This window comes from Streptomyces sp. NPDC059248, from assembly GCF_042753905.1.
GTDB lineage: Bacteria > Actinomycetota > Actinomycetes > Streptomycetales > Streptomycetaceae > Streptomyces.
Genome location: NZ_JBHYZV010000109.1, coordinates 1 through 20,332 on the forward strand (window position 1 = coordinate 1; position 20,332 = coordinate 20,332).

Annotated in this window: 16 protein-coding genes and 1 riboswitch; of the genes, 7 read left to right on the plus strand and 9 right to left on the minus strand. The window is 71.0% G+C overall.

Annotation, left to right across the window (positions count from 1 at the left end; genetic code table 11):
• Positions 1–141: 141 nt before the first annotated feature.
• The 5 genes from ACFXG1_RS30380 to ACFXG1_RS30400 form a co-directional block, all read right to left on the minus strand.
• Positions 142–1,911: an ABC transporter substrate-binding protein gene (locus tag ACFXG1_RS30380; protein ID WP_384716835.1), complete on the minus strand. Its 1,770-nt coding sequence runs from the start codon at positions 1,909–1,911 to the stop codon at positions 142–144.
• Positions 1,912–2,036: 125 nt separating this feature from the next.
• Complete coding sequence (locus ACFXG1_RS30385; protein ID WP_384716838.1) at positions 2,037–3,041, minus strand: ABC transporter permease; 1,005 nt, start codon at positions 3,039–3,041, stop codon at positions 2,037–2,039.
• Positions 3,042–3,615: 574 nt separating this feature from the next.
• On the minus strand, positions 3,616–4,410 hold the full coding sequence (locus ACFXG1_RS30390; protein ID WP_384745431.1) for an enhanced serine sensitivity protein SseB C-terminal domain-containing protein: 795 nt from the start codon (positions 4,408–4,410) through the stop codon (positions 3,616–3,618).
• Between the two features lie 308 nt (positions 4,411–4,718).
• Positions 4,719–5,561 (minus strand): enhanced serine sensitivity protein SseB, encoded by an 843-nt coding sequence (locus ACFXG1_RS30395; protein ID WP_384745433.1) that lies wholly within the window; start codon positions 5,559–5,561, stop codon positions 4,719–4,721.
• A gap of 125 nt (positions 5,562–5,686) precedes the next feature.
• The gene (locus ACFXG1_RS30400) at positions 5,687–6,358 is read right to left on the minus strand and encodes an AAA family ATPase (protein ID WP_384712631.1); all 672 of its coding nucleotides are present in this window, start codon (positions 6,356–6,358) and stop codon (positions 5,687–5,689) included.
• Between the two features lie 306 nt (positions 6,359–6,664).
• Positions 6,665–6,758, plus strand: a riboswitch (glycine riboswitch).
• Between the two features lie 171 nt (positions 6,759–6,929).
• On the opposite strand from ACFXG1_RS30400, the gene gcvT reads away from it, so the two are divergent.
• From gcvT to ACFXG1_RS30420, 4 genes are all read left to right on the plus strand, one after another.
• Positions 6,930–8,048 carry a glycine cleavage system aminomethyltransferase GcvT gene (gcvT, locus tag ACFXG1_RS30405; protein ID WP_384712634.1) on the plus strand — a complete coding sequence of 373 codons (1,119 nt, stop codon included), beginning with the start codon at positions 6,930–6,932 and terminating at the stop codon, positions 8,046–8,048.
• Positions 8,049–8,260: 212 nt separating this feature from the next.
• Entirely contained in the window at positions 8,261–8,638 is a 378-nt protein-coding gene (gene gcvH / locus ACFXG1_RS30410) for a glycine cleavage system protein GcvH (RefSeq protein WP_384712637.1), read from the plus strand.
• A gap of 20 nt (positions 8,639–8,658) precedes the next feature.
• The gene (glyA, locus tag ACFXG1_RS30415; protein ID WP_384712640.1) at positions 8,659–9,933 is read left to right on the plus strand and encodes a serine hydroxymethyltransferase; all 1,275 of its coding nucleotides are present in this window, start codon (positions 8,659–8,661) and stop codon (positions 9,931–9,933) included.
• A 244-nt stretch (positions 9,934–10,177) separates the two neighbouring features.
• Complete coding sequence (locus ACFXG1_RS30420; protein WP_384712642.1) at positions 10,178–11,545, plus strand: L-serine ammonia-lyase; 1,368 nt, start codon at positions 10,178–10,180, stop codon at positions 11,543–11,545.
• A 111-nt stretch (positions 11,546–11,656) separates the two neighbouring features.
• On the opposite strand, the gene ACFXG1_RS30425 is transcribed toward ACFXG1_RS30420, so the two are convergent.
• Positions 11,657–12,814, minus strand: a complete 1,158-nt coding sequence (locus ACFXG1_RS30425) for a Dyp-type peroxidase (RefSeq protein WP_384712645.1) — start codon at positions 12,812–12,814, stop codon at positions 11,657–11,659.
• Between the two features lie 107 nt (positions 12,815–12,921).
• On the opposite strand from ACFXG1_RS30425, the gene ACFXG1_RS30430 reads away from it, so the two are divergent.
• Entirely contained in the window at positions 12,922–14,262 is a 1,341-nt protein-coding gene (locus tag ACFXG1_RS30430) for a right-handed parallel beta-helix repeat-containing protein (RefSeq protein WP_384712648.1), read from the plus strand.
• A 7-nt stretch (positions 14,263–14,269) separates the two neighbouring features.
• Here the strand turns inward: ACFXG1_RS30430 and ACFXG1_RS30435 are convergent, their stop codons facing one another.
• A complete protein-coding gene (locus tag ACFXG1_RS30435; RefSeq protein ID WP_384712654.1) occupies positions 14,270–15,001 on the minus strand; it encodes a hypothetical protein in 732 nt (243 codons plus the stop codon).
• Between the two features lie 289 nt (positions 15,002–15,290).
• Between ACFXG1_RS30435 and ACFXG1_RS30440 the strand changes: the two genes are divergently transcribed.
• Entirely contained in the window at positions 15,291–17,813 is a 2,523-nt protein-coding gene (locus tag ACFXG1_RS30440; protein ID WP_384745437.1) for an SdrD B-like domain-containing protein, read from the plus strand.
• 295 nt (positions 17,814–18,108) lie between these two features.
• Here ACFXG1_RS30440 and ACFXG1_RS30445 read toward each other — a convergent pair whose 3' ends face one another.
• Complete coding sequence (locus tag ACFXG1_RS30445) at positions 18,109–18,747, minus strand: NAD(P)-dependent oxidoreductase (protein ID WP_384723235.1); 639 nt, start codon at positions 18,745–18,747, stop codon at positions 18,109–18,111.
• A 63-nt stretch (positions 18,748–18,810) separates the two neighbouring features.
• Between ACFXG1_RS30445 and ACFXG1_RS30450 the strand changes: the two genes are divergently transcribed.
• Positions 18,811–19,437, plus strand: a complete 627-nt coding sequence (locus tag ACFXG1_RS30450; RefSeq protein WP_384745439.1) for a TetR/AcrR family transcriptional regulator — start codon at positions 18,811–18,813, stop codon at positions 19,435–19,437.
• A gap of 83 nt (positions 19,438–19,520) precedes the next feature.
• Here ACFXG1_RS30450 and ACFXG1_RS30455 read toward each other — a convergent pair whose 3' ends face one another.
• Complete coding sequence (locus tag ACFXG1_RS30455; protein WP_384745440.1) at positions 19,521–20,069, minus strand: DUF1062 domain-containing protein; 549 nt, start codon at positions 20,067–20,069, stop codon at positions 19,521–19,523.
• Positions 20,070–20,332 lie beyond the last annotated feature (263 nt).

Below are 20,332 nucleotides of genomic sequence, written 5' to 3' on the forward strand. Positions count from 1 at the left end.
CGGGGGGTCGGGGGGGGGGGCGCCGCCCCCGCCAACCCCCGGGGGGGGGGGGGGGGGGGGGGGGGGGTGGGGGGGGGGGGGGGGGGGGGCCCCCGCGGGGGGGGCGGGGGCCCACCACCGGGATCCTCGGGGAGCGGAGGACTACTTGACGACGCCCAGGGTGACGTAGTCGTAGCGACCGCTGTACGCCGCCGTGGAGTAGGCGTTGGTCAGTCGCGAGCTGCGCCAGGTGATGTTCTTCTCGTAGACGAGCGGCATCTGGACGGCGAGGTCCGAGACGGCGTGGTTCATCTGCTTGTAGATCTCACCGGCCTTGTTGGGGTCGGTCTCCAGCAGCGCCTGGTCGAAGAACTTGTTGATCTTCGGGTCGTTCGTCATCGACATGTTGTAGTTCGCGTTGTCCGCGATGAAACGACCGTCGATGATCGGCTGGGAGAAGCCCTGGCCGGTCGGGAAGTCGGGACCCCAGCCGGTCATGATCAGACCCAGGTTGCGCTGCTTGACGACCGCGGGCGAGCCGGTGATGCTCGACGACTCGGCGCCGTCGATCGGGTCGACCTGGGTCTTGATGCCGACGGCGGCCAGCGACTGCTGGAGCGCCTCGGCGGCCTGGACCTCGCCCGGGTTGTTGCTGCGGGCGCTGATGTTGGTGGAGAAGCCGCCCGGCTTGCCGCACGCCTGGAGCGCCGCCTTCGCCTTGGCGGTGTCCGGCTTGCCCTTGCGGGCGAGCACGCCGTACGGGTCGTAGTCGTCGGCGCCCTTGACGTCCTTGGGCAGCATGTTCGGGGCGATGTCGCCACCGGCCTGCGGCCCGCCGCGGACCTGCTGGATCGAGGCGAAGTCGGTCGCGTAGATGACCGCCTTGCGGCACTCGACGTTGTTGAAGGGCGCCAGGTTGGAGACGATGTCGACATACCGGACGAAGCTCGTCTGGATGTTGTCGACGTTCTCCTTGTGCTCCTTGAGCGCCTTGGTACGGCCCGCCTGGCCCATACCGGTGGCGTTCAGGTCGAGGTCGTACTCGCCCTTGATAAGCAGCTCGTCGATCGCCTCGATGTTGGAGTTGATCGTGACCGTGATCTTGTCCGGCAGCGCCGGGCGGATCGGGTCCGAGGCCTTCTTCCACTTGTCGTTGCGGACCAGGCTGATGCTCTTCTTCGGCTCGTACTTCTCGAACTTGTACGGGCCCGATGAGAAGGGCTTGAGCTGGTACTGCGCGCCCTTGTCCTGCTCCTTCTTCACCGGCGAGCCGGCCGGCATGGCGAGCATCTGCTCGAAGTCGCCGTTGGGCTTCGGCAGGTTGAAGACGATCGTCTTGTCGTCCGGCGTCTGGATCGCCTTCAGGCCCAGCTTGTCCGGGCTGGTGTCCTTGTACGGACCCTTGTACGCGCCGGTCGGGTCGAGGACCTGGCGCAGGTACTGCGGGCCGCCCGGGAGGACGTCCGCGGCCCAGACGCGCTGGATGCCGTACTTGATGTCCTTGGACGTGATCGGGGAGCCGTCCTCCCAGGTGATCCCGTCCCGGAGCTTGTACGTGTAGGTCTTGCCGCCGTTGGTGATGGCGGCCTTCTCCTGGGCCAGGTCCGGCACCAGCTCGGCGCCCGCGGGGCCCGGCTTGGTGGAGTAGGTGACCAGCTGGCGGGAGTAGAACCGGGCGAAGTCCCAGGCCATGCCGTAGTACTGGCGCGTCGGGTCGGCGGAGTCCAGGTCCTGCTTGCCGATGAACTTCAGCGTGCCGCCCGCCTTGGTGGACGGGTTCGCGACGCCCGTGGCACCGGCGTTGAAGCCCGCGCCCTTGCCGGCCTTGTCGTCGTCGCCACCGCCACCGCACGCCGCGGTGGCCGTGAGGGCGGCCACGACGAGGGCCGCCACGGCGATTCGTCCTGGCCGTGACGAACGTTGGGGAGTCATGGTTACTGCAACCTCCGGAGTAGCGCGGTCCCTGCTCGACGCCGGGAAACCATCGGGGAGCCGCCTGACAGGTCTGGCAGGGGCACGTTCAGTTGTCTGCGGCCGCGGGGGGCCGCCGGGGGTGCTCACCGGGTGCCCTTGGGGTCGAGCGCGTCCCGCACGCCGTCGCCGAAGAGGTTGAAGGCCAGCACCGTGATGAAGATCGCCAGTCCGGGGATCACCATGAAGGTCGGATCGGACTCGTAGGTCTTGACCGCCGTGGAGAGCATCTGCCCCCAGGACGCGGTCGGCGGGCGGACGCCCGCCCCGAGGAAGCTGAGCGCGGCCTCGGTGAGGATGTTCGTGGGGATCATCAGCGTCGCGTAGACGGTGATCGGCGCCACCAGGTTCGGCAGCAGCTCCTTGAAGAGGACGTACCGGCGTCCGGCGCCCAGGCTGCGGGCGGCCTCGATGTACTCCTTCTCGCGCAGGGAGAGGGTCTGGCCGCGCACGATACGTCCGACGTACGGCCAGCCGAAGAAGCCGATCACGGAGACCAGGATCGCGATTCTGACGCTCGATCCGGTCAGTCCGAAGAGGTCGTTGGGCAGCACCGCGACGAGCGAGATGATGAAGAGCAGCTGCGGGAAGGAGAGCAGCATGTCCATCACCCGGCTGATCACCGCGTCGACCCAGCCGCCGAAGTAGCCGGCGACGATGCCGAAGATCGTCCCGAGGAAGACGGCCACCACCGCGGCGAGGAAGGCCACGAGGAGCGAGATCCGCGCACCGTAGACGACCCGGCTGAAGACGTCGCGGCCGGTGTTCGGCTCGACGCCCAGCAGATGCTCGGAGCTGATACCGCCGAAGGCGCCCTTGGGGGTGTTGAACAGCGGGTCCAGTTTGTCCTGGTGGAACTTGTTCGGCGGATGGCCGAAGAGATCGACGAGGACGGGGGCGAAGACCGCGACGAGTACGAGGAGGATGACAACGATGCCGCCTGACAGCGCCAGCTTGTCCCGCTTCAGCCGGGACCAGGCGATCTGTCGCAGCGACCGCCCTTCGACCGACTTCCTGACTACAGCAGCCGCGACATCGGCGGTCGCGGTCTTCTCCGCGTCCGCGCTCGTGTCGTGCATTGGTGCCGTCATCGTGGTGGGGACCCCTCTCGGCCGGAGGTGACCGGCCCGTACCCGCCGCTGTAGCGGCATCTTCCTCAACATCTGGTGCGCAGGAAGCAGTTGGTACGAGACGTACGTTTTGCTCCGGCGGCGCGCGGGAACGAGTGTCCCCTTGGAGCGGGAGTCTTCAACGGTCGCGCGATCACCCGCCAGACCTGCCGGGCAATGGTTGCCCAAACGTGATGCGTGTAGAGGGGTTCCGTTATGCGGACGCCCGCGTGGACTGAGCGGAACGCCATCTCCCCCGCACCTGACAGAAGTTGAGCCAGTATCCGATAATCGAACACTTAACGCCCTGTGATTCAAAGGCGCGAGAGATCAGCCACCCCCCTATTCGCCGGGACAAACCCCGGCCGGGGCGGAATCCATCGGATGGTTCGCCGGCTCGTCCGTGCGCGTGACGAATGAACGACATTCGGCCGCCGGGGGGTGTCCGGCGCGGGGTCTCACCCTTCGGAAGGCGCATCCGGCGTCAGCGGCGCGCCGGCCGGGCGCGTGACGCCGGGCTGTGACGCGTGGGTACGCCGCCGGGCGCGGCGGTGCGTCAGCGGCCGGGGGTCCGGGGGTAGCCGTAGCCGCCCTCGGGGGCGCCGCCGGGCGCGGCGTGGGCGTCCCGGTCGTAGAACGGCCGGGCGTTGGCCCGCAGCCACATCCCCACCGGGTCGTAGTCGTCCGAGAGCGCGACCGTCGACACCGGCAGCCCTTCGGGGACGGCCGCGATGGATTGCTGCATCATCGCCCGTACCGCGTCCACGGAGGGGCGGCTGGTGTCGTACAGATCGAGGCCGATGGCGAGGTAGGGGGCGCCGAGGGCGGGCTGGACCCAGGCGCGGCGCAGGGAGCGGACGGCCGGGGTGTGGTGGGCGTTGCGGGAGAGGAGCGCGTAGAACTGCGGGATCTCGACGGCCGGTTCGGAGAGCCTGAGCGGCCCGGCGGGCATCCGGTCGAGGCCGGTCGCGATCCGCCGCAGATCGGTCCAGGGGATGCCGACGCCGCCGCCGGGGGCGTGCGGGTTGAGCCAGATGCCCCAGCGGTCGGGGTAGAGGGCGCGGGCGATGTCGAGCCCGGTGGTGACCTCGTGGGCGCGGCTCCAGCCGGAGGCGGACAACTCCTGGGGGGAGGTGACGGCGGGCGCGTAGCCGAAGCCGTCGATCTCCAGGTTGCCGTATTGGGCGTCGGGCGATCCGGGCCTGCCGTGCCACAGCAGCATCCAGATCCGGCCGGCCGCGGGGTCGGCGAGGGCCGTGAGCAGCGCCTCGTACGCGTCGTAGCGCCCCGGGGTCACCTGGCGGATCATGTGCTCGATCTGCCCGGTCGCGGCCGTGCCTGACGCGCTCACCACTGTTCCGCCCCTCCGGTCCCAGCCGTCAACCGCTCCTGGGCCCCGCGACCCAGACCGCCCCCAGCTTACGGCGCGCCCCTCCTTTTGGTGATGCCGTTGCCCCGGGGCGCCGCGCGCCGCCCCGACTCCCCGATGACTCGGCAGCCTCGCCCCGGATGGCGAGTGAGCCGAAGGGGCGCGTCGTGGTCTGGAAGGAGAGCGCGCAGGCCGCGAGGAACGAGCGGTCGAGCACGGTCGACTGAAGAACACGGCTGAAGCGCCCCGGAGGCGAACCGAGCCTTGAAAAAAGGGGGCGAACCGAGCCCTTAAGAAAAGAACTCCCTCACCTGGGTGGTCATCCATTCGGCGACCGGGTCTTGGGTCAGGTCGAGAAAGACCAGGTTGACCGGCCAGGCAACGGTGTGACGGCCGAGGGCGCGGGAGAGGGCGTCGAGGGCGGTGTCGGGGGTGGCTCCGGGTGCGAGCTGGACGCCGATGAGGAGGGTGGGGTCGTCGCCTTCCACGGAGGCGAGGGCCCGGCGCGCGGTGAGTACGGCGCCTGTGGCGCGGAATTCCTCGGCCGCGGTGGTGAGGAAGTCGACGGGGTCGTCCTGCCAGTCGGGTTCGTAGAGTCGGACCCGGCCGCCGCCGGCGGGGCCGTCGAGGGGGGTGTGGCCCGTCCGGCAGAGTTCGGCGACTGCGGGTGGCGGTAGTGGGACGCCGACGGAGCCGCCGGGGTTGACGGCGATGCCGACCTGCGGGGGGAGTCCGCGGGCGAATTCGCGGGCGGGGGCGATGGTGTAGGCGACGTGGTCGCCGACGCAGGCCCGGTACTGCTCCTGGGAGCTGAAGACGGGGACGTACGCGGCGCCGTCGAGTTCGATCATCGGCAGGTCGAGGTCGCGGCTTTCGGGGCCGCCGCCGTTGGGCAGGGGTACCCAGATCCGGCTGCGGCCGAGTACTTCGACCAGCCGGGCGCCGGCGCCGGGGTTGCCGAGGGAGGCGGCGAGGGTCTCCTCCAACTCGTTGACCGGCCAGGCCGGGTACGGCGCGGTGGGTTCGCCCGCTCCGGTGTCTCCGGCGGTCCGTTCGCCGGTGGTTCCGTCGTACGGCCTGTCGTACGGCCCGTCGTACTGCCGCCGCTCGTCCAGCCGCTCCGGCACGTTCATCCCTGTTCGCCCTCTCCCCCGGCCCGATGTCCGGGTCGGGTCCCCTCTTCGGTCCGGTCCGGTCCGGTCCGGTCCTCGGTCCGGTCCTCGGTCCGGGGACGACAATAGGGCCTGCCGCTCGCCGGCTACCGGGGGGTGAAGGAGATCCGGGCGAGGGCGCCGGCCGCCGGGCGGTCCAGCAGGATGACGGAGGCACAGCCGGTGGGGGCGCGGCCCTCCTCGGCGTCGGAGATCAGCCGTCCGGCGGCCCTGCGGTGCCGGGCGAAGGCGTATCCGGAGACGCCCCGGCCGCGTTCGCGCTGGCCTTGGCGGGCGACGGCGGGCGGGACGTCGAGGAGCACGAGGTGGAGGCCGGTGCCGCGGCGCCGGGCTTCGCGGGCGAGCCAGCGGCGGACCCAGGTCTGGGTGCCGCAGTCGTGGACGACGACGCTCTCGCCGCCGCGCAGGGCGCGGCGCAGTCCGGCGTAGTGGGCGAGCCGGACGAAGGGCCGGTAGAGGGCGTAGGGGAGGAGACGCGGCAGGCTGGTGTCCCAGCGGTCGCGGGTGTCCTGGGAGTCCACGGCGGAGGCCGCGGCGGTCCGTTTGATCAGGGTGGATTTCCCGCTTCCGGGCAGTCCGGAGACCACTACCAGGTCTCCGGCGGCGAAGGTGAGCCCGTGCGGGCCGCGGCCCTCGCGGGCTCGCAGATCGCGCAGCACCGGTGGTACGGCGGCCCGGAACCGCTCCCGCGCGGGCGCTTGTGGCTGGGCCGGCACCCCCGTGGTCGTGGCGTAGGCACTGGAGCGCTGCAACGTCATCACACCCTCCTCCCCCATGTCAGGTCACCCACACCTATGCCCATGGAGCGTCAATGGACCGTAAAGAAATGGTAATGAGATGCGAGCGTTTTTTCCGGCATTTCCCTTCTGTTTCCCGGCTGCGCCTCTCGTGCCCCGGCCGTGCGCCCGGCGCACGCCTCTCCCGGGTAGGACCGGCCCGGCCCGTCGCGCGGTTCCCGTACGGGACTGTGACCAGGTGTCCACGCAGGAGAACAACGCCGCCGGGGCTCCCGGACTTCCCGGTCTGCGTGCAATGATGTGCCCGCCAACTGCATACCGGCCGGTTAAATCCGCGCGGGAGAGACCCGGACTCGGCTCCGGGCGCCGAAGGAGCAAGTTCCTCCCTTGAATCTCTCAGGCCCCGTACCGCGCGCGACGAGGCAGATCTGAAAAGCGGGCCGGTCCTCCGGCTCCACCCAAGGTGCAAGTCACGACCGTCCGTACGGCCATCCGTACGACGTCTCGCGACGAACCTCTCAGGTTCCGATGACAGATGGGGAGGAACGTCCTCGTCGTCATGTCTTCCGCCCTGCCCTGGGAGTAACCGTCCATGAGCACCGTCCCCCGCCGTACCGCCCTCGACGCCCTGCACCGCTCCCTGGGTGCGACGATGACCGACTTCGCGGGCTGGGACATGCCGTTGCGGTACGCGAGTGAGCGGGAGGAGCACCAGGCCGTACGCACCCGGGCCGGGCTCTTCGACCTCTCCCACATGGGCGAGATCACCGTCTTCGGCCCGGAGGCCGCGGCCCTGCTGGACCAGGCCCTGGTCGGCAATATCTCCACCATCGGTCCCGGCCGGGCCCGCTACACCATGATCTGCCGCGAGGACGGCGGGATCCTCGACGACCTGATCGTCTACCGCACGGGGGCCACCGAGTATCTGGTGGTGGCCAACGCGGGCAACGCGCAGACCGTCCTCGACGCGGTGACCGAGCGGGCGGCGGGCTTCGACGCGGAGGTCCGCGACGACCGTGACGCCTTCGCCCTGATCGCGGTCCAGGGGCCCGAGTCCCCCGGGATCCTGGCCGCCGTCACCGACGCCGACCTCGACGGGCTGAAGTACTACGCGGGGCTGCCGGGCACCGTCGCCGGTGTCCCGGCGATGATCGCCCGTACCGGATACACCGGCGAGGACGGTTTCGAACTCTTCGTCGCGCCGGAGCACGCGGAGGGGCTGTGGCGGGCGCTGACCGAGGCGGGCGCTTCCGCTGGTCTGGTGCCCTGCGGCCTGTCCTGCCGCGACACGCTGCGCCTGGAGGCGGGCATGCCGCTGTACGGGAACGAGCTGACCACGGAGCTCACCCCCTTCGACGCCGGGCTCGGCCGGGTGGTGAAGTTCGAGAAGGAGGGCGACTTCGTGGGCCGCAAGGCGCTGGAGGCCGCCGCCGAGCGGGCCGCGAGCGCCCCGCCCCGTACCCTCGTCGGACTCGTCGCCGACGGCCGCCGGGTGCCGCGCGCCGGATATCCGGTGGTCGCGGGCGACGGCACGGTGATCGGCGAGGTCACATCGGGCGCCCCCTCCCCCACCCTCGGCAGGCCGATCGCCATGGCGTACGTCGACGCGGCCCACGCCGCGCCCGGCACGCCGGGTGTCGGGGTCGACATCCGGGGCAGTCGCGAGCCGTACGAGGTCGTGGCGCTGCCGTTCTACCGCCGGCGGAAGTAGAGCCGGGGCGTCCGCCCGTCCGGCCCGCTCCTCGGCCCCGCCCTCCGCTTCCGGCCGCCCCGCTCCTCGGCCCCACCCTCCCCTTCCATCCGGCCCCCCATCGGCCCCGCCCTCCGCTTCCCACCGTTTCGCCCGCCGGACGTGATCAGACGCACGTCGCGGCGCCCCCGGTCCGTCCATCCGCACCGTCCGCGTACAGGAGAATTCATCCCATGAGCAACCCCCAGCAGCTGCGCTACAGCAAGGAGCACGAGTGGCTGACGACCGCCGAGGACGGCGTGTCGACGGTCGGGATCACCGAGTTCGCCGCGAACGCGCTCGGTGACGTCGTGTTCGCCCAGCTCCCCGAGGTGGGGGCGACGGTGACCGCCGGTGAGTCCTGCGGCGAGCTGGAGTCCACCAAGTCCGTGAGTGATCTCTACTCCCCCGTCACCGGTGAGGTCACCGAGGCCAACCAGGACGTGGTGGACGACCCGTCGCTCGTGAACAGCGCACCCTTCGAGGGCGGCTGGCTGTTCAAGGTACGGGTGGCGGAGCAGCCGGACGATCTGCTCTCCGCCGACGAGTACGCCGAGTTCACCAAGAGCTGACGACAGGGATATATACCGATATGTCGCTTCTCAATTCCTCACTCCACGAGCTGGACCCCGATGTCGCCGCCGCCGTCGACGCCGAGCTCCACCGCCAGCAGTCCACCCTCGAAATGATCGCCTCCGAGAACTTCGCCCCGGTGGCGGTCATGGAGGCCCAGGGGTCGGTCCTCACCAACAAGTACGCCGAGGGCTACCCCGGCCGCCGCTACTACGGCGGCTGTGAGCACGTCGACGTGGTCGAGCAGATCGCCATCGACCGGGTCAAGGCGCTTTTCGGCGCCGAGCACGCCAATGTCCAGCCGCACTCGGGCGCCCAGGCCAACGCGGCGGCGATGTTCGCGCTGCTGAAGCCCGGCGACACGATCATGGGTCTGAACCTCGCCCACGGCGGGCACCTGACCCACGGCATGAAGATCAACTTCTCCGGCAAGCTCTACAACGTGGTCGCGTACCACGTGGACGACGCCACCGGCCAGGTGGACATGGCCGAGGTCGAGAAGCTGGCCGAGGAGTCCCGGCCGAAGCTGATCGTCGCGGGCTGGTCCGCCTATCCGCGGCAGCTGGACTTCGCCGCCTTCCGGCGGATCGCGGACCAGGTCGGCGCGTATCTGATGGTCGACATGGCCCACTTCGCCGGTCTTGTCGCGGCCGGACTGCACCCGAACCCGGTTCCGCACGCCCATGTCGTGACCACCACCACGCACAAGACCCTGGGCGGTCCGCGCGGCGGGGTGATCCTCTCCACGGCCGAGCTGGCGAAGAAGATCAACTCCGCGGTCTTCCCCGGCCAGCAGGGCGGCCCGCTGGAGCATGTGGTCGCGGCCAAGGCGGTCTCCTTCAAGGTCGCCGCGTCCGAGGAGTTCAAGGAGCGCCAGCAGCGCACCCTGGACGGCGCGAAGATCCTGGCCGAGCGTCTGGTCAGGGCCGATGTGACCGAGCACGGCGTCTCGGTGCTCTCCGGCGGTACCGACGTCCACCTGGTCCTGGTCGACCTCCGCCACTCCGAGCTGGACGGCCAGCAGGCCGAGGACCGCCTCCACGAGGTCGGCATCACGGTCAACCGGAACGCGATCCCGAACGACCCGCGCCCGCCGATGGTCACCTCGGGTCTGCGGATCGGTACGCCGGCCCTGGCCACCCGCGGCTTCGACGCCGACGACTTCCGTGAGGTCGCGGACGTCATCGCCGAGGCGCTGAAGCCGTCGTACGACGCGGTGGCGCTGCGCGCCCGGGTCACGGCCCTGGCCGAGAAGCACCCGCTGTACCCGGGCCTCACGCCCGCACAGCCGTAACCGTACATTCGTACGATACGTACGGTTGTGCCGTACGGTCGGACATCGGGGGCATCGCGCACACTGAGAAGGTGAGCCGGTGCCCCCGCCGTTCGCCCCCCATGCCTTCGGCGATGTCGGCAACGGGGGGACCCCCAGCGCGGACCCCGCCCCCTCCCCCGCCCCTCGTTCGTTTGTTCTCCGGCCCCACCCGCACCACCCCACGCGGCAGACAACGGCGTCTCCCCACCCTCAGGAGTTTCACGTGGCCATCTCGGTCTTCGACCTGTTCTCGATCGGCATCGGCCCGTCCAGCTCGCACACGGTCGGCCCCATGCGGGCCGCCCGGATGTTCGCCCACCGGCTGAAGAACGAGGGACTGCTCGCCTCCACCACCGCGATACGGGCCGAGCTGTACGGCTCGCTCGGCGCCACGGGGCACGGCCACGGCACCCCCAAGGCGGTACTGCTGGGCCTGGAGGGCGAGTCGCCCCGTACCGTCGATGTGGAATCCGCCGACGAGCGGGTGGAGCGGATCAAGGAGTCGGGGCGGATCGCCCTGCTGGGCGCCCACGAGATCGCCTTCGCCTTCGACGACGACCTCGTCCTGCACCGCCGCGAGACGCTGCCGTACCACGCCAACGGCATGACGATCCGGGCGTACGACGCCGACGGCGGCACGGTCCTGGAGAAGACGTACTACTCCGTCGGCGGCGGCTTCGTCGTAGACGACGACGCGGTCGGCGAGGACCGCATCAAGCTCGACGACACCGTGCTGAAGTACCCCTTCCGCACCGGTGACGAACTGCTCCGGCTGACCCGGGAGACCGGTCTGTCCATCTCGTCCCTGATGCTGGAGAACGAGAAGGCGTGGCGGACCGAGGAGGAGATCCGGACCGGACTGCTGGAGATCTGGCGGGTCATGCAGGCGTGTGTGGCCCGCGGACTCGCCCGTGAGGGCATCCTGCCCGGCGGTCTGAAGGTACGCCGCCGGGCCGCGAAGACCGCCCGCCAGCTGCGCGCCGAGGGGGACCCGCTGGCCCGCTCCATGGAGTGGATCACCCTCTACGCGATGGCCGTGAACGAGGAGAACGCGGCGGGCGGCCGGGTCGTGACCGCCCCCACCAACGGCGCGGCCGGCATCATCCCCGCCGTCCTCCACCACTACATGAACTTCGTCCCGGGCGCCGACGAGGACGGAATCGTACGGTTCCTCCTGGCGGCCGGCGCGATCGGCATGCTCTTCAAGGAGAACGCCTCCATCTCCGGCGCCGAGGTCGGCTGCCAGGGCGAGGTCGGCTCCGCCTGCTCGATGGCCGCCGGCGCCCTCGCCGAGGTCCTCGGCGGCACCCCGGAACAGGTGGAGAACGCGGCCGAGATCGGCATGGAACACAACCTGGGCCTGACCTGCGACCCGGTCGGCGGCCTGGTCCAGATCCCGTGCATCGAACGCAACGGCATGGCGGCGGTCAAGGCCGTCACCGCCGCGAAGATGGCGATGCGCGGCGACGGCAGCCACCTGGTCTCCCTCGACAAGGTCATCAAGACCATGAAGGAGACCGGCGCCGATATGTCGGTCAAGTACAAGGAGACGGCCCGGGGCGGGCTCGCGGTGAACATCATCGAGTGTTGAGCCCGTCACGGCCGGAGGGCCCCGGCCGGGGCGCGAAGAGGGACGTGTCGCCGGGGGCGCTGGGGCGCCCCCGTCACGAAGGTGCGGGAAGCCGTATGCGGCGTTTTCGGATCAGTCGAACAAAGGGGAGCCGAGCGGGCGCCGTGGGCCGTAGCCGGGGAGGATCAGGAAGGTCGCGCCGGCGGTCGTGGTGGTGAAGGGCAGCAGCGCGTCGGAGGCGTCCATACGGGCGAGCGTGGCCGTGAAGGTCCGCAGGTCGTTCTGGAAGCTGATGAAGAGCAGGCCGGGGACGGGATCGTCGATGCTGTAGGACCGGCGGAGCATATGGCCGACGCCGACGGTGGTGGGGTTCGCCCTGCGCACATGGGCGTCCACGGGGACGAGGTAGCGCCCGTCGGGTGTCTTGGCGCCGAGTCCGGGGGCCGAGGCGACGCTGCCGCCGGAGAGGGGTACGCCGCTGCTCCGGCGCCGTCCGAAGACCGCCTCCTGCTCGGCGACGGACAGGGCGGCGAACCGCGTCAGGTCGAACTCCATGCGCCGCAGTACGGCCAGGGTGCCGCCGGCGACCGCGGGGGGTCCGGCCAGCCACAGGTCGCGTTCCTGCTCGGCGGTGGTGTGCGGGCCCACGATGCCGTCGATGAAACCGAGCAGATTGCGCGGTGCGGTACGGCCCTCGGCCACGGGCACTTCCGGACCGCGGCGCCCGAACTGCCGCCAGCGCTCCCGGATGCGATCGCCCGCCTGGTCCAGGAGCGCGGCGGCGACCACCGGTAGGAGCAGGGCGTCGCCGGCGCAGATCTGTATCAGCAGATCACCTCCGCGCGCCCGCGCCGCGATCCGCTCGCGGGAGAACCGCGGGAGGTCGGCGGCGCCGGGCAGGGCGGCACCGGCCGTCCGTACCAGCCGTGGACCCACGCCGACGGTCACGGTCATATCGCCCGGGGACATGCCCAGCAGCCGTGGGTCGGATCCGGCGGTGAGAGTGCGGACGGCCTCGCCGAGTTCGGCCAGCAGCGGGCCGGGCGCCACCTCTGCTCCGAGGTCCGCCACCAGGGCCAGCAGATGGGGCTGCGCCGACCGGGGAAGCGTCACCCCGGCCTGATGTCGGCCCGTCACCGGGACCTGCGTCGGCGTGGCCGGCCCGGCGGGGGCGGGCGGGCCGGGCCCTGCGGGGTCCCCCGAGCACCCGGCGAGGAGACCGGCGGCCACCGTGACGCCGGTGACATCGAGGAAGGCGCGGCGCGACGGGGAACGATCGGCGCGGTGCATGATGCGTACAGTGCCATACCCGTACCGCTTCCGCCGCTCGATCTCCTTACCTCAAGCGGGAGTTCGACATCGCGACGGCGGGTTCGACGCCGTGCCAGACTGGGATCATGTCTCGATTAGCTCTGCGCGTGATGACGGCTGCCCTGGCGGCGCTGACGCTGGTGACCGGCTGTGGCGGCGACGGCGGTGACGGATCGGGCGAGGGCCGGCGGCCGGACGGCGCGCGGGTGACGATCCGGGTCCCCGGCGACGCCCCGACGATCTCGGCGGCGGTGTCCCTGGCCCGGCCCGGTGACCTGGTTCTGGTGGCTCCGGGTGTGTACCGCGAGTCGGTACGGATCGACACGGAGCGCATCACCCTGCGGGGCGAGTCCCGGGCCGGGGTGGTCGTCGACGGGGAGGTGCGGCGGCCGAACGGTGTGGTCGTCTCGGCGCCCGGGGTGGCCGTGCAGAATCTGACCGTACGGAACAACACGCACAACGGGGTGCTGGTCACCGGTTCGGCGGCGGCGGTCACCGCACTGCCGGGGAGCGGCGGCTACGACACCGGCGACGAACCCGTCACCCTTCTGAAGTCGTTCCTGGTGTCGCATGTGACCGCGACCCGCAACGGTCTCTACGGCATCTACGCGTTCTCCGCGCAGAACGGTGTCATCGAGCACTCCTACACCTCGGGCGGGGCGGATTCGGGGATCTACGTCGGCCAGTGCAGGCCGTGCCGGATCGCGGTACGGAACAACGTCTCCGAACTCAACGCGGTCGGCTACGAGGGCACCAACGCCGGCGGTGACATGTATGTGGTCGGCAACCGCCTGGTCGGCAACCGCGTCGGACTGACCACCAACTCCGACCACCAGGAGAAACTGCTCCCGCAGCGCGACGCCGTCATCGCGGGCAACCTGATCGCGGACAACCAGCAGCGGCAGACCCCCGAACAGGCCGACGGCGGCTGGGGCGTCGGCATCGGCGTCGACGGCGGCAGCGACAACCGGATCATCCGCAACCGGGTCACCGGAAACACCGCCGCCGGGCTCGTGATCACCGCGACCGCCGACCTGACGGCCGACCGCAACCGGATCACGGACAACACCTTCGCCGCCAACGGCATCGACATCGGCTGGACATTCCCCACCGCCACCCGGGGTCGGGGCAACTGCCTGGCGGGCAACAAGCTTCGGACGACCGTGCCCGCGGGGCTCGCGTCCACCGCGTCCTGCCCGGTCCCCGCCACATCACCCACGCCCTCCGGCATGTGGCGGAGCCCGGCGGCACCCGCGGGCATCCCCTTCACCGATGTGGCCGCGCCCGGCCCCCAGCCGGAGTTCCCGGGGGCCCGCACGGCCGGCGCCACCGTCGTACCGGAAGCTCCGGCACTGCCGGTCGTCGCGGACATCGCCCTGCCGTCGCCGTCGCTGCTCGCCGACCGCGCACGGGTGCGGACCTCATAAGCCGCGGTTACGACTCCGGGGTGGCTCCCGGCAGCGGGGGGACGGGGGCGTACGCCCCGGTGCCGAAGTCGATGACCACCGGCCGCGGCGCGGAGGCGATACCGATCTCGACCCGGTGCATGGTGCCGTCCGGGCCGATCCAGTAGCGCACCGTCCGCGACGTGCCGGCGCCGGTACCGCCACGGGCACCGGCGTCGGCACCCGCACCGGCACGGGGATCCGCCTGAGCACGCGGCCCGTTCATGATGTCCGTCCGATGGCCGCGCACCCGCTCCCGCCCGACCCAGACAGCGCCGTTCTGCGGCAGCAGCGCGGCGTTGTCCGGCCGGTCGCTGCCGAAGTCGAGCACGATGGCCAGCGCACTGTCCAAGGTCATGCCGGACGTTTGCAGCGGACGGCTGTGCCAGCCGGACGCGGGCGGCGACGCCGGTGCGACCGCCGGGGGCTCCGCCATGGGGCGTACGAGGACGGTGGTGGCCGTCCACCGGATCAGCCCGTCGCTGGACGCGTCGCGCCCGGTCCCGCGCACCACCCCGTAACCGGTGTGGGTGCGGTAGTCGACGGATCCGGTGACGACCAGCCCGCCGCCGACGTTCGGCACGGTGATCGTCACCGCCCGGCCGCCCGCCCGGTAGTTGAGGAATCGTGTGACCGAAAGCCGGTTCACCTCGTCCGCGGTCAACGCTCGCGGGGTGACGGTGTCATCGCCGTCGCCGAGCAGGACGACGGTGCCGGTCACAGCTGCCACGACGCAGACGACGGCGCCCGCTGCCCAACGTAATCGCGGCCATCGACGACGCCGGCCCGTCGCCTCACGACTCCATAGGCGTCCCTTGGTGCCGGTGCTCCGCGCCGTGACGTCCCGCGCTCTGCTGCTCCTGATGCTCCGCACGCGGCGCGATCGTAACAGCTCTCATCGGGGCGCCCCCCGAACTCCGCGTTTCGCACAACTTGACACCTCGTCAACTGTATCCTCTGCCCGGGAGTTGTCGGATCGACGTGAGCTCGGGACGAGGTAGAGGAGCGATATGCGATTACGTGTTCTCCTGCGGTTGGGCCTGTCCGGCCTGCTACTGGTAGGGGGCGGCGCGGGTGTGGTCCTGACCGGCGCGGGGCAGGCCGGAGCCGCGGCCCGCGACGGAACGCTGACCGTCGAGGTACTGCGGGACTTCTTCGGCACCGGCGTGATCAACGCGACGATGGATGTGCCTCAACGGGGAATGCGGGTCGCCGTCACCGACCCCGCGGGCAACCGTGTCACCGGTGTCACGGATGTCACCGGCAGGGTCGTCGTGCCGCCGTCGAGCGAGCTGACCGGCGGCCGGTACCGGGTCGACGTCACCATCCCGGAGACCTACCGTGACCATTTGCGGGCGGCGCCCGCCTCGACCGCGCCGAACCACTTCGACAGCTTCACCTCGTTCGTGGACGTCTCGGACGGCAAGGACGACTCGGTGACCACCGGGGTCTGGAACCCGGCCGACTACACACTGCCCGAATCCCGCTATTTCGTTCCGATCCAGAGCGGCGCGGGCGGGACCGACACCCGGGCCCTGGTGGCCTTCGGAACGGATGCCCGGGGCACCTGTCCCGCGCAGGAGACGTGCCCGGAGGTCCTCAACACCCAGGACCAGGTGGGTACGACCTACGGACTGGCCTACGACCGGTACCGCAAGCAGCTGTTCCAGTCGGCGTTCGCCCGGCGGTTCACCGAGTACGGGCCCAAGGGCGGTAACGCGATCTACATCACGCCGGCCGACGGCGGGCGTGCCCCGACGCTGTTCGCGACGGTCCCGGGCGCCACGCAGACACCGCACGACACCGGCAACCTCATCAAGGACGCCGGGTTCACCGACGCACCGGGCAAGGAGAGCATCGGCGGCCTGGCCCTGTCGGAGGACGGCTCGACCCTGTGGGCGGTGAACCTGCTCACCCGTAGCCTGATCGGCTTCGACGCGACCGGGGCAACGGCCTCGGCGCCCCTGAAGACCGTACCGATCCCCGATCCCGGCTGCACGTCGAGCGGGGACTGGCGTCCGTTCAGCGTGGCCGCCCACGACGGCAAGCTGTACGTCGGGGGCGTGTGCAGCGCGGAGAGCACAAAGAAACGTGCGGATCTGAAGGCCGTCGTCGCCACCTATGACGGCGAGGACTTCACCACCGTGCTCTCCCAGCGGCTGGACTTCGAGCGCGGGAGCGTGCTCACCGGCCGTCCCGAGGAGCAGGGCAAGTACTGGAACCCTTGGAACACCGATCTGGACGACTGGGACAGCTTCAGCGCCGGCGGTGCGATGATCAATCCGCAGCCGGCGCTGGCCAGTATGGCGTTCGCCCGCGACGGGTCGCTGATCCTCGGCTTCCGCGACCGGTTCATGGACGTCGTGAGCTGGGGCGGGCTGGACCCGAGGCCGGGCAGGGACACACCGCAGAACGGCATGTCCGGCGGTGACATCAACATGGCCTGCGCCAAACCCGGAGGCGGGTACGACTGGGAAGGCACCGGGATCTGCCCCGACCACGCCACGGACCCGAGACTCGACGGGGTCCAGCCCGGCAGCGTCGTCGAGTACTTCCCGGGTGACTACTTCCCGAACGGCGGCTCCGCCACCAACCCGGGGCCGCACCAGGAGTCCGCGCTGGGGTCGGTCGCCTATATCCCGCAGCAGGACTGGATCGTCAGCACCCAGATGGACCCGACAGGCCGGGTCATCACCAACGGAACCGGCTACTACAACGTCGCCACCGGCCTGGGCCCCGGCAACGACCCGGTGAACAACGCGTACGAGTTCATCGGGCCGAACCAGAACGGGTTCGGCAAGGCCGGCGGCCTCGGCGACATCGCGTACGCCGCGGCGAACGCGCCGATCCAGATCGGCAACGTGGTCTGGTACGACGGCGACCGCAACGGCATCCAGGACCCGGGGCACGTACTGCTGCCGGACGCGACGATCAACCTCCTGGACGCCGATGGCGAGAAGGTCGCCACGACCACGACCGACAACGCCGGCGAGTACTACTTCGGCGGGGTCGGCGCGGACTACGAGCTGACACCCGGCGCCAAATACACCGTGCAGTTCGACGTGTGCACGGCGGACACCAGCAAGGTGCCGGGCCAGCCGGCCGCCACCGACCTGCGGTTCACTCTGCCGCGCGCCGGTGACGACCGGGTACACGACTCCAACGTGACCCCGCCGACCAACGGCCGGCTCTGCAACGGGTACGCGCCCGTCACCGCGCCGGCCACACCAGGAGGGGTCGATCACACGATCGACGCCGGTGTGCACATCCCGGAGCCGGTGTCGCCGACACCGACGCCGACACCGACGTCGTCCGCATCCCCGTCCCCGACACCGACCGCTTCGCCGTCCCCGTCGCGGCCGCCGGGCCCGACGCCGGACACCCCGACACCGACCGGAAGGAATCCGAAGGGTTCCCTCGGCCAGACCGGTATGGCCGGCCTCGGAGGAGTTCTCGCCCTCACCGCCGTACTGCTCGGCGCGGGCGCGGCAGCGGTCATCGTCACCCGTCAGCGGCGCGCGCGACGCCACTGAGACCGGACCGGACACACCCGGAGACACCCGATGGGCCGATGGGCCGGTGCGACGCACCGGCCCATCGGGCTGACCGGCGTGATCACCGCCGACATCAGCCACGGTCCGTTCTCGACGCGCTCCCCCGGGGAACCCGGAGCGCCGGCCGAAGGAGACGCCGCGGGACGGGGCGAGGCGGGACGGGGCGAGGCGGGGCGAGGCGGGGCGAGGCGGGACGGGGCGAGGCGGGACGGGAGGGGGCGGGCTCGCGGTGAACGTCGTCGAGTGCTGACGGCGCGGCCCTGATCGGCGGGCGTCAGGTCGCGACCCCCACCACCTGTCCCACCGCCGCCGGGTCATCGGCCAGGGCGAGCATCGCCTGGGCCACGTCCGCGCGGCTCACCGTGTGGCCGCCGGGGACGGCCCCGCCGAATGCCGTCCGGTACGAGGGCGTCGACGGCCCGTCGGTCAGGCGGGGCGGGCGGACCACCGTCCAATCCGCGCCGGCGGCCCGGATCTCGTTCTCCATCGCGGACAGATCGGCGTAGACGTCCCGGAAGACCCGCCGCACCAGGGGCAGCAGTACCAGGCGGTACAGCGGGCCTTCGCCGGGCGGCGGCGGGCCGACCGGGGTGGCGCTCACCACGACGAGGCGGCGTACGCCCTCGGCGTCGAGGGCGCGCAGGATCGCCCGGGTCCCGGCGGAGGCGATGCCCGCCGTCTTGTTGGTGGGCGCGCCGAGCGCCGAGAGCACAGCGTCGCGGCCCGCGACCGCCGGGCGCAGCGCTTCCGGGTCGGTCACATCCGCGACGACGACCTCCAGCCGCTCGTGCGCGGGGACGGGCAGCCGGGCCGGGTCGCGTACGACCGCCGTGACCTGGTGTCCGGCGTCGAGCGCCTGCTGTACGAGCTGTCGGCCGGTCCCGCCGGTCGCCCCGAAGACCGTGTAGCGCATGTGTCGCCTCTCCTGGAGTGCCCAGAGGTGGGTAAGTATTCACTCACCTATTAGGGTGAGTGAATGCCCACCTCGAAGTCAACCCGCCCCACCCGTGAACGGATCGTCGACGCCGCTGAGCATCTGCTGCGCTCCACCGGACTGGCCCGCACCACGACCAAGGAGATCGCCCGTGAGGCCGGCTGCTCCGAGGCGGCGCTCTACAAGCACTACCGCAGCAAGGAGGAGATCTTCGTCCGCGTCTTCAGGGACCGTCTGCCCCGACTCAACCCCCTCCTCGACGAGCTGGGGCGGGACCCGGGCGGCCTCGGCGTGGAGCACAACCTCACCCGCGTCGCCGAGCACGCCGTGCGCTTCTACGAGCAGAGCGTCCCTCTCGCAGCCTCCCTCTACGCCGAACCCGCCCTCAAGCAACGCCATTTCGAGGGCGTACGGGAACTCGGCCAGGGCCCGCACATACCCCTGGTGACGCTCGCCCGCTATCTGCGCGCCGAGCGCGACCGCGGCGCGCTGCGTGCGGATGTCGATCCGGACTCCGCCGCGGCCCTCCTCCTCGGCGCCTGCGCCCAGCGGGCGTTCGTGTACGACGCCTCGGGGGGAATGCCGGCGCCGCAGTCCCCCGAGGAGTTCGCGGCGGGGCTGGTACGTACCCTCCTGGGCGGGCTGCTGCCGGAACCCGGCGTTTCCTAGGCCGTGTCGTCAAAGTAGCGCCGTCCGCCCGCAGGGCGGGGGCGTGTCCGGTGGGTTTCACCGGACACGCCCCCGGGCCGGGGTCAGCGTTTGAGCGTGAAGGTGAAGTCGCCGGAGAGCTTGCCGCCCAGCCGGACCGCCGCGACGATCTTCCCGTCCGTGATCAGCCGTTCGACCTCGGCGCGCGGGAGGCCGCAGCCTTCGGCGATCAGACGCACCGGCCGGACGGGTATGCGCGCCGCGAACCGGACCGAGACGTCGATCACCTCGCGGTCCCGGTAGTCCGCACCGCCGGTGTCGAGGCGCCAGGCGCCGTCCCAGTCGAGGGCGACGCGGTTACGGCGCAGCAGGGCCGGGTCCCGGAGCAGCTCGGCCGTCAGGCCGAGGTCGTTGTGATGCAGCCGGTCCAGCAGTTCGGGGCGTATGGAGCGGACGTTCGCCCGCTCCAGGACCGTGAGTTTCGCCGTCTCCCCGCACCCGGTGCAGAGCACCAGCATCCAGACGTCGAGGAGTTTGTGGTGGGCGTTGACCCGGAATTTGCCGTCGGCCCGGAAGCGCCGGGACGGGCAGGCGTGGCAACGACGGAGAACGACAGGCAGGCAGGTGGGCGTGACCACCCAGTTTTCGAGCACAGAAGAACACCGGTTCCGTGTGAGAAATCCGCAGCAAAAAGGAGCGCGGCGCGGATATACGCGACGCGCGACGATTCAGCGCTCAGGAGGTCTCACCCGATGTACAACGGAACGTCCTTACCCAGACGACTCGGCCGGGCAGCACGATAGGGCCGCGCGGCGGCGCGATGGCACTGAGTTTTGCGTGGTAGCGGGGCCCGGCGGGCCCGCCCGATGGGTGCGCGGAGGGTGGGGGCCCCCCACGGGGAGTGAGTTATAAACAA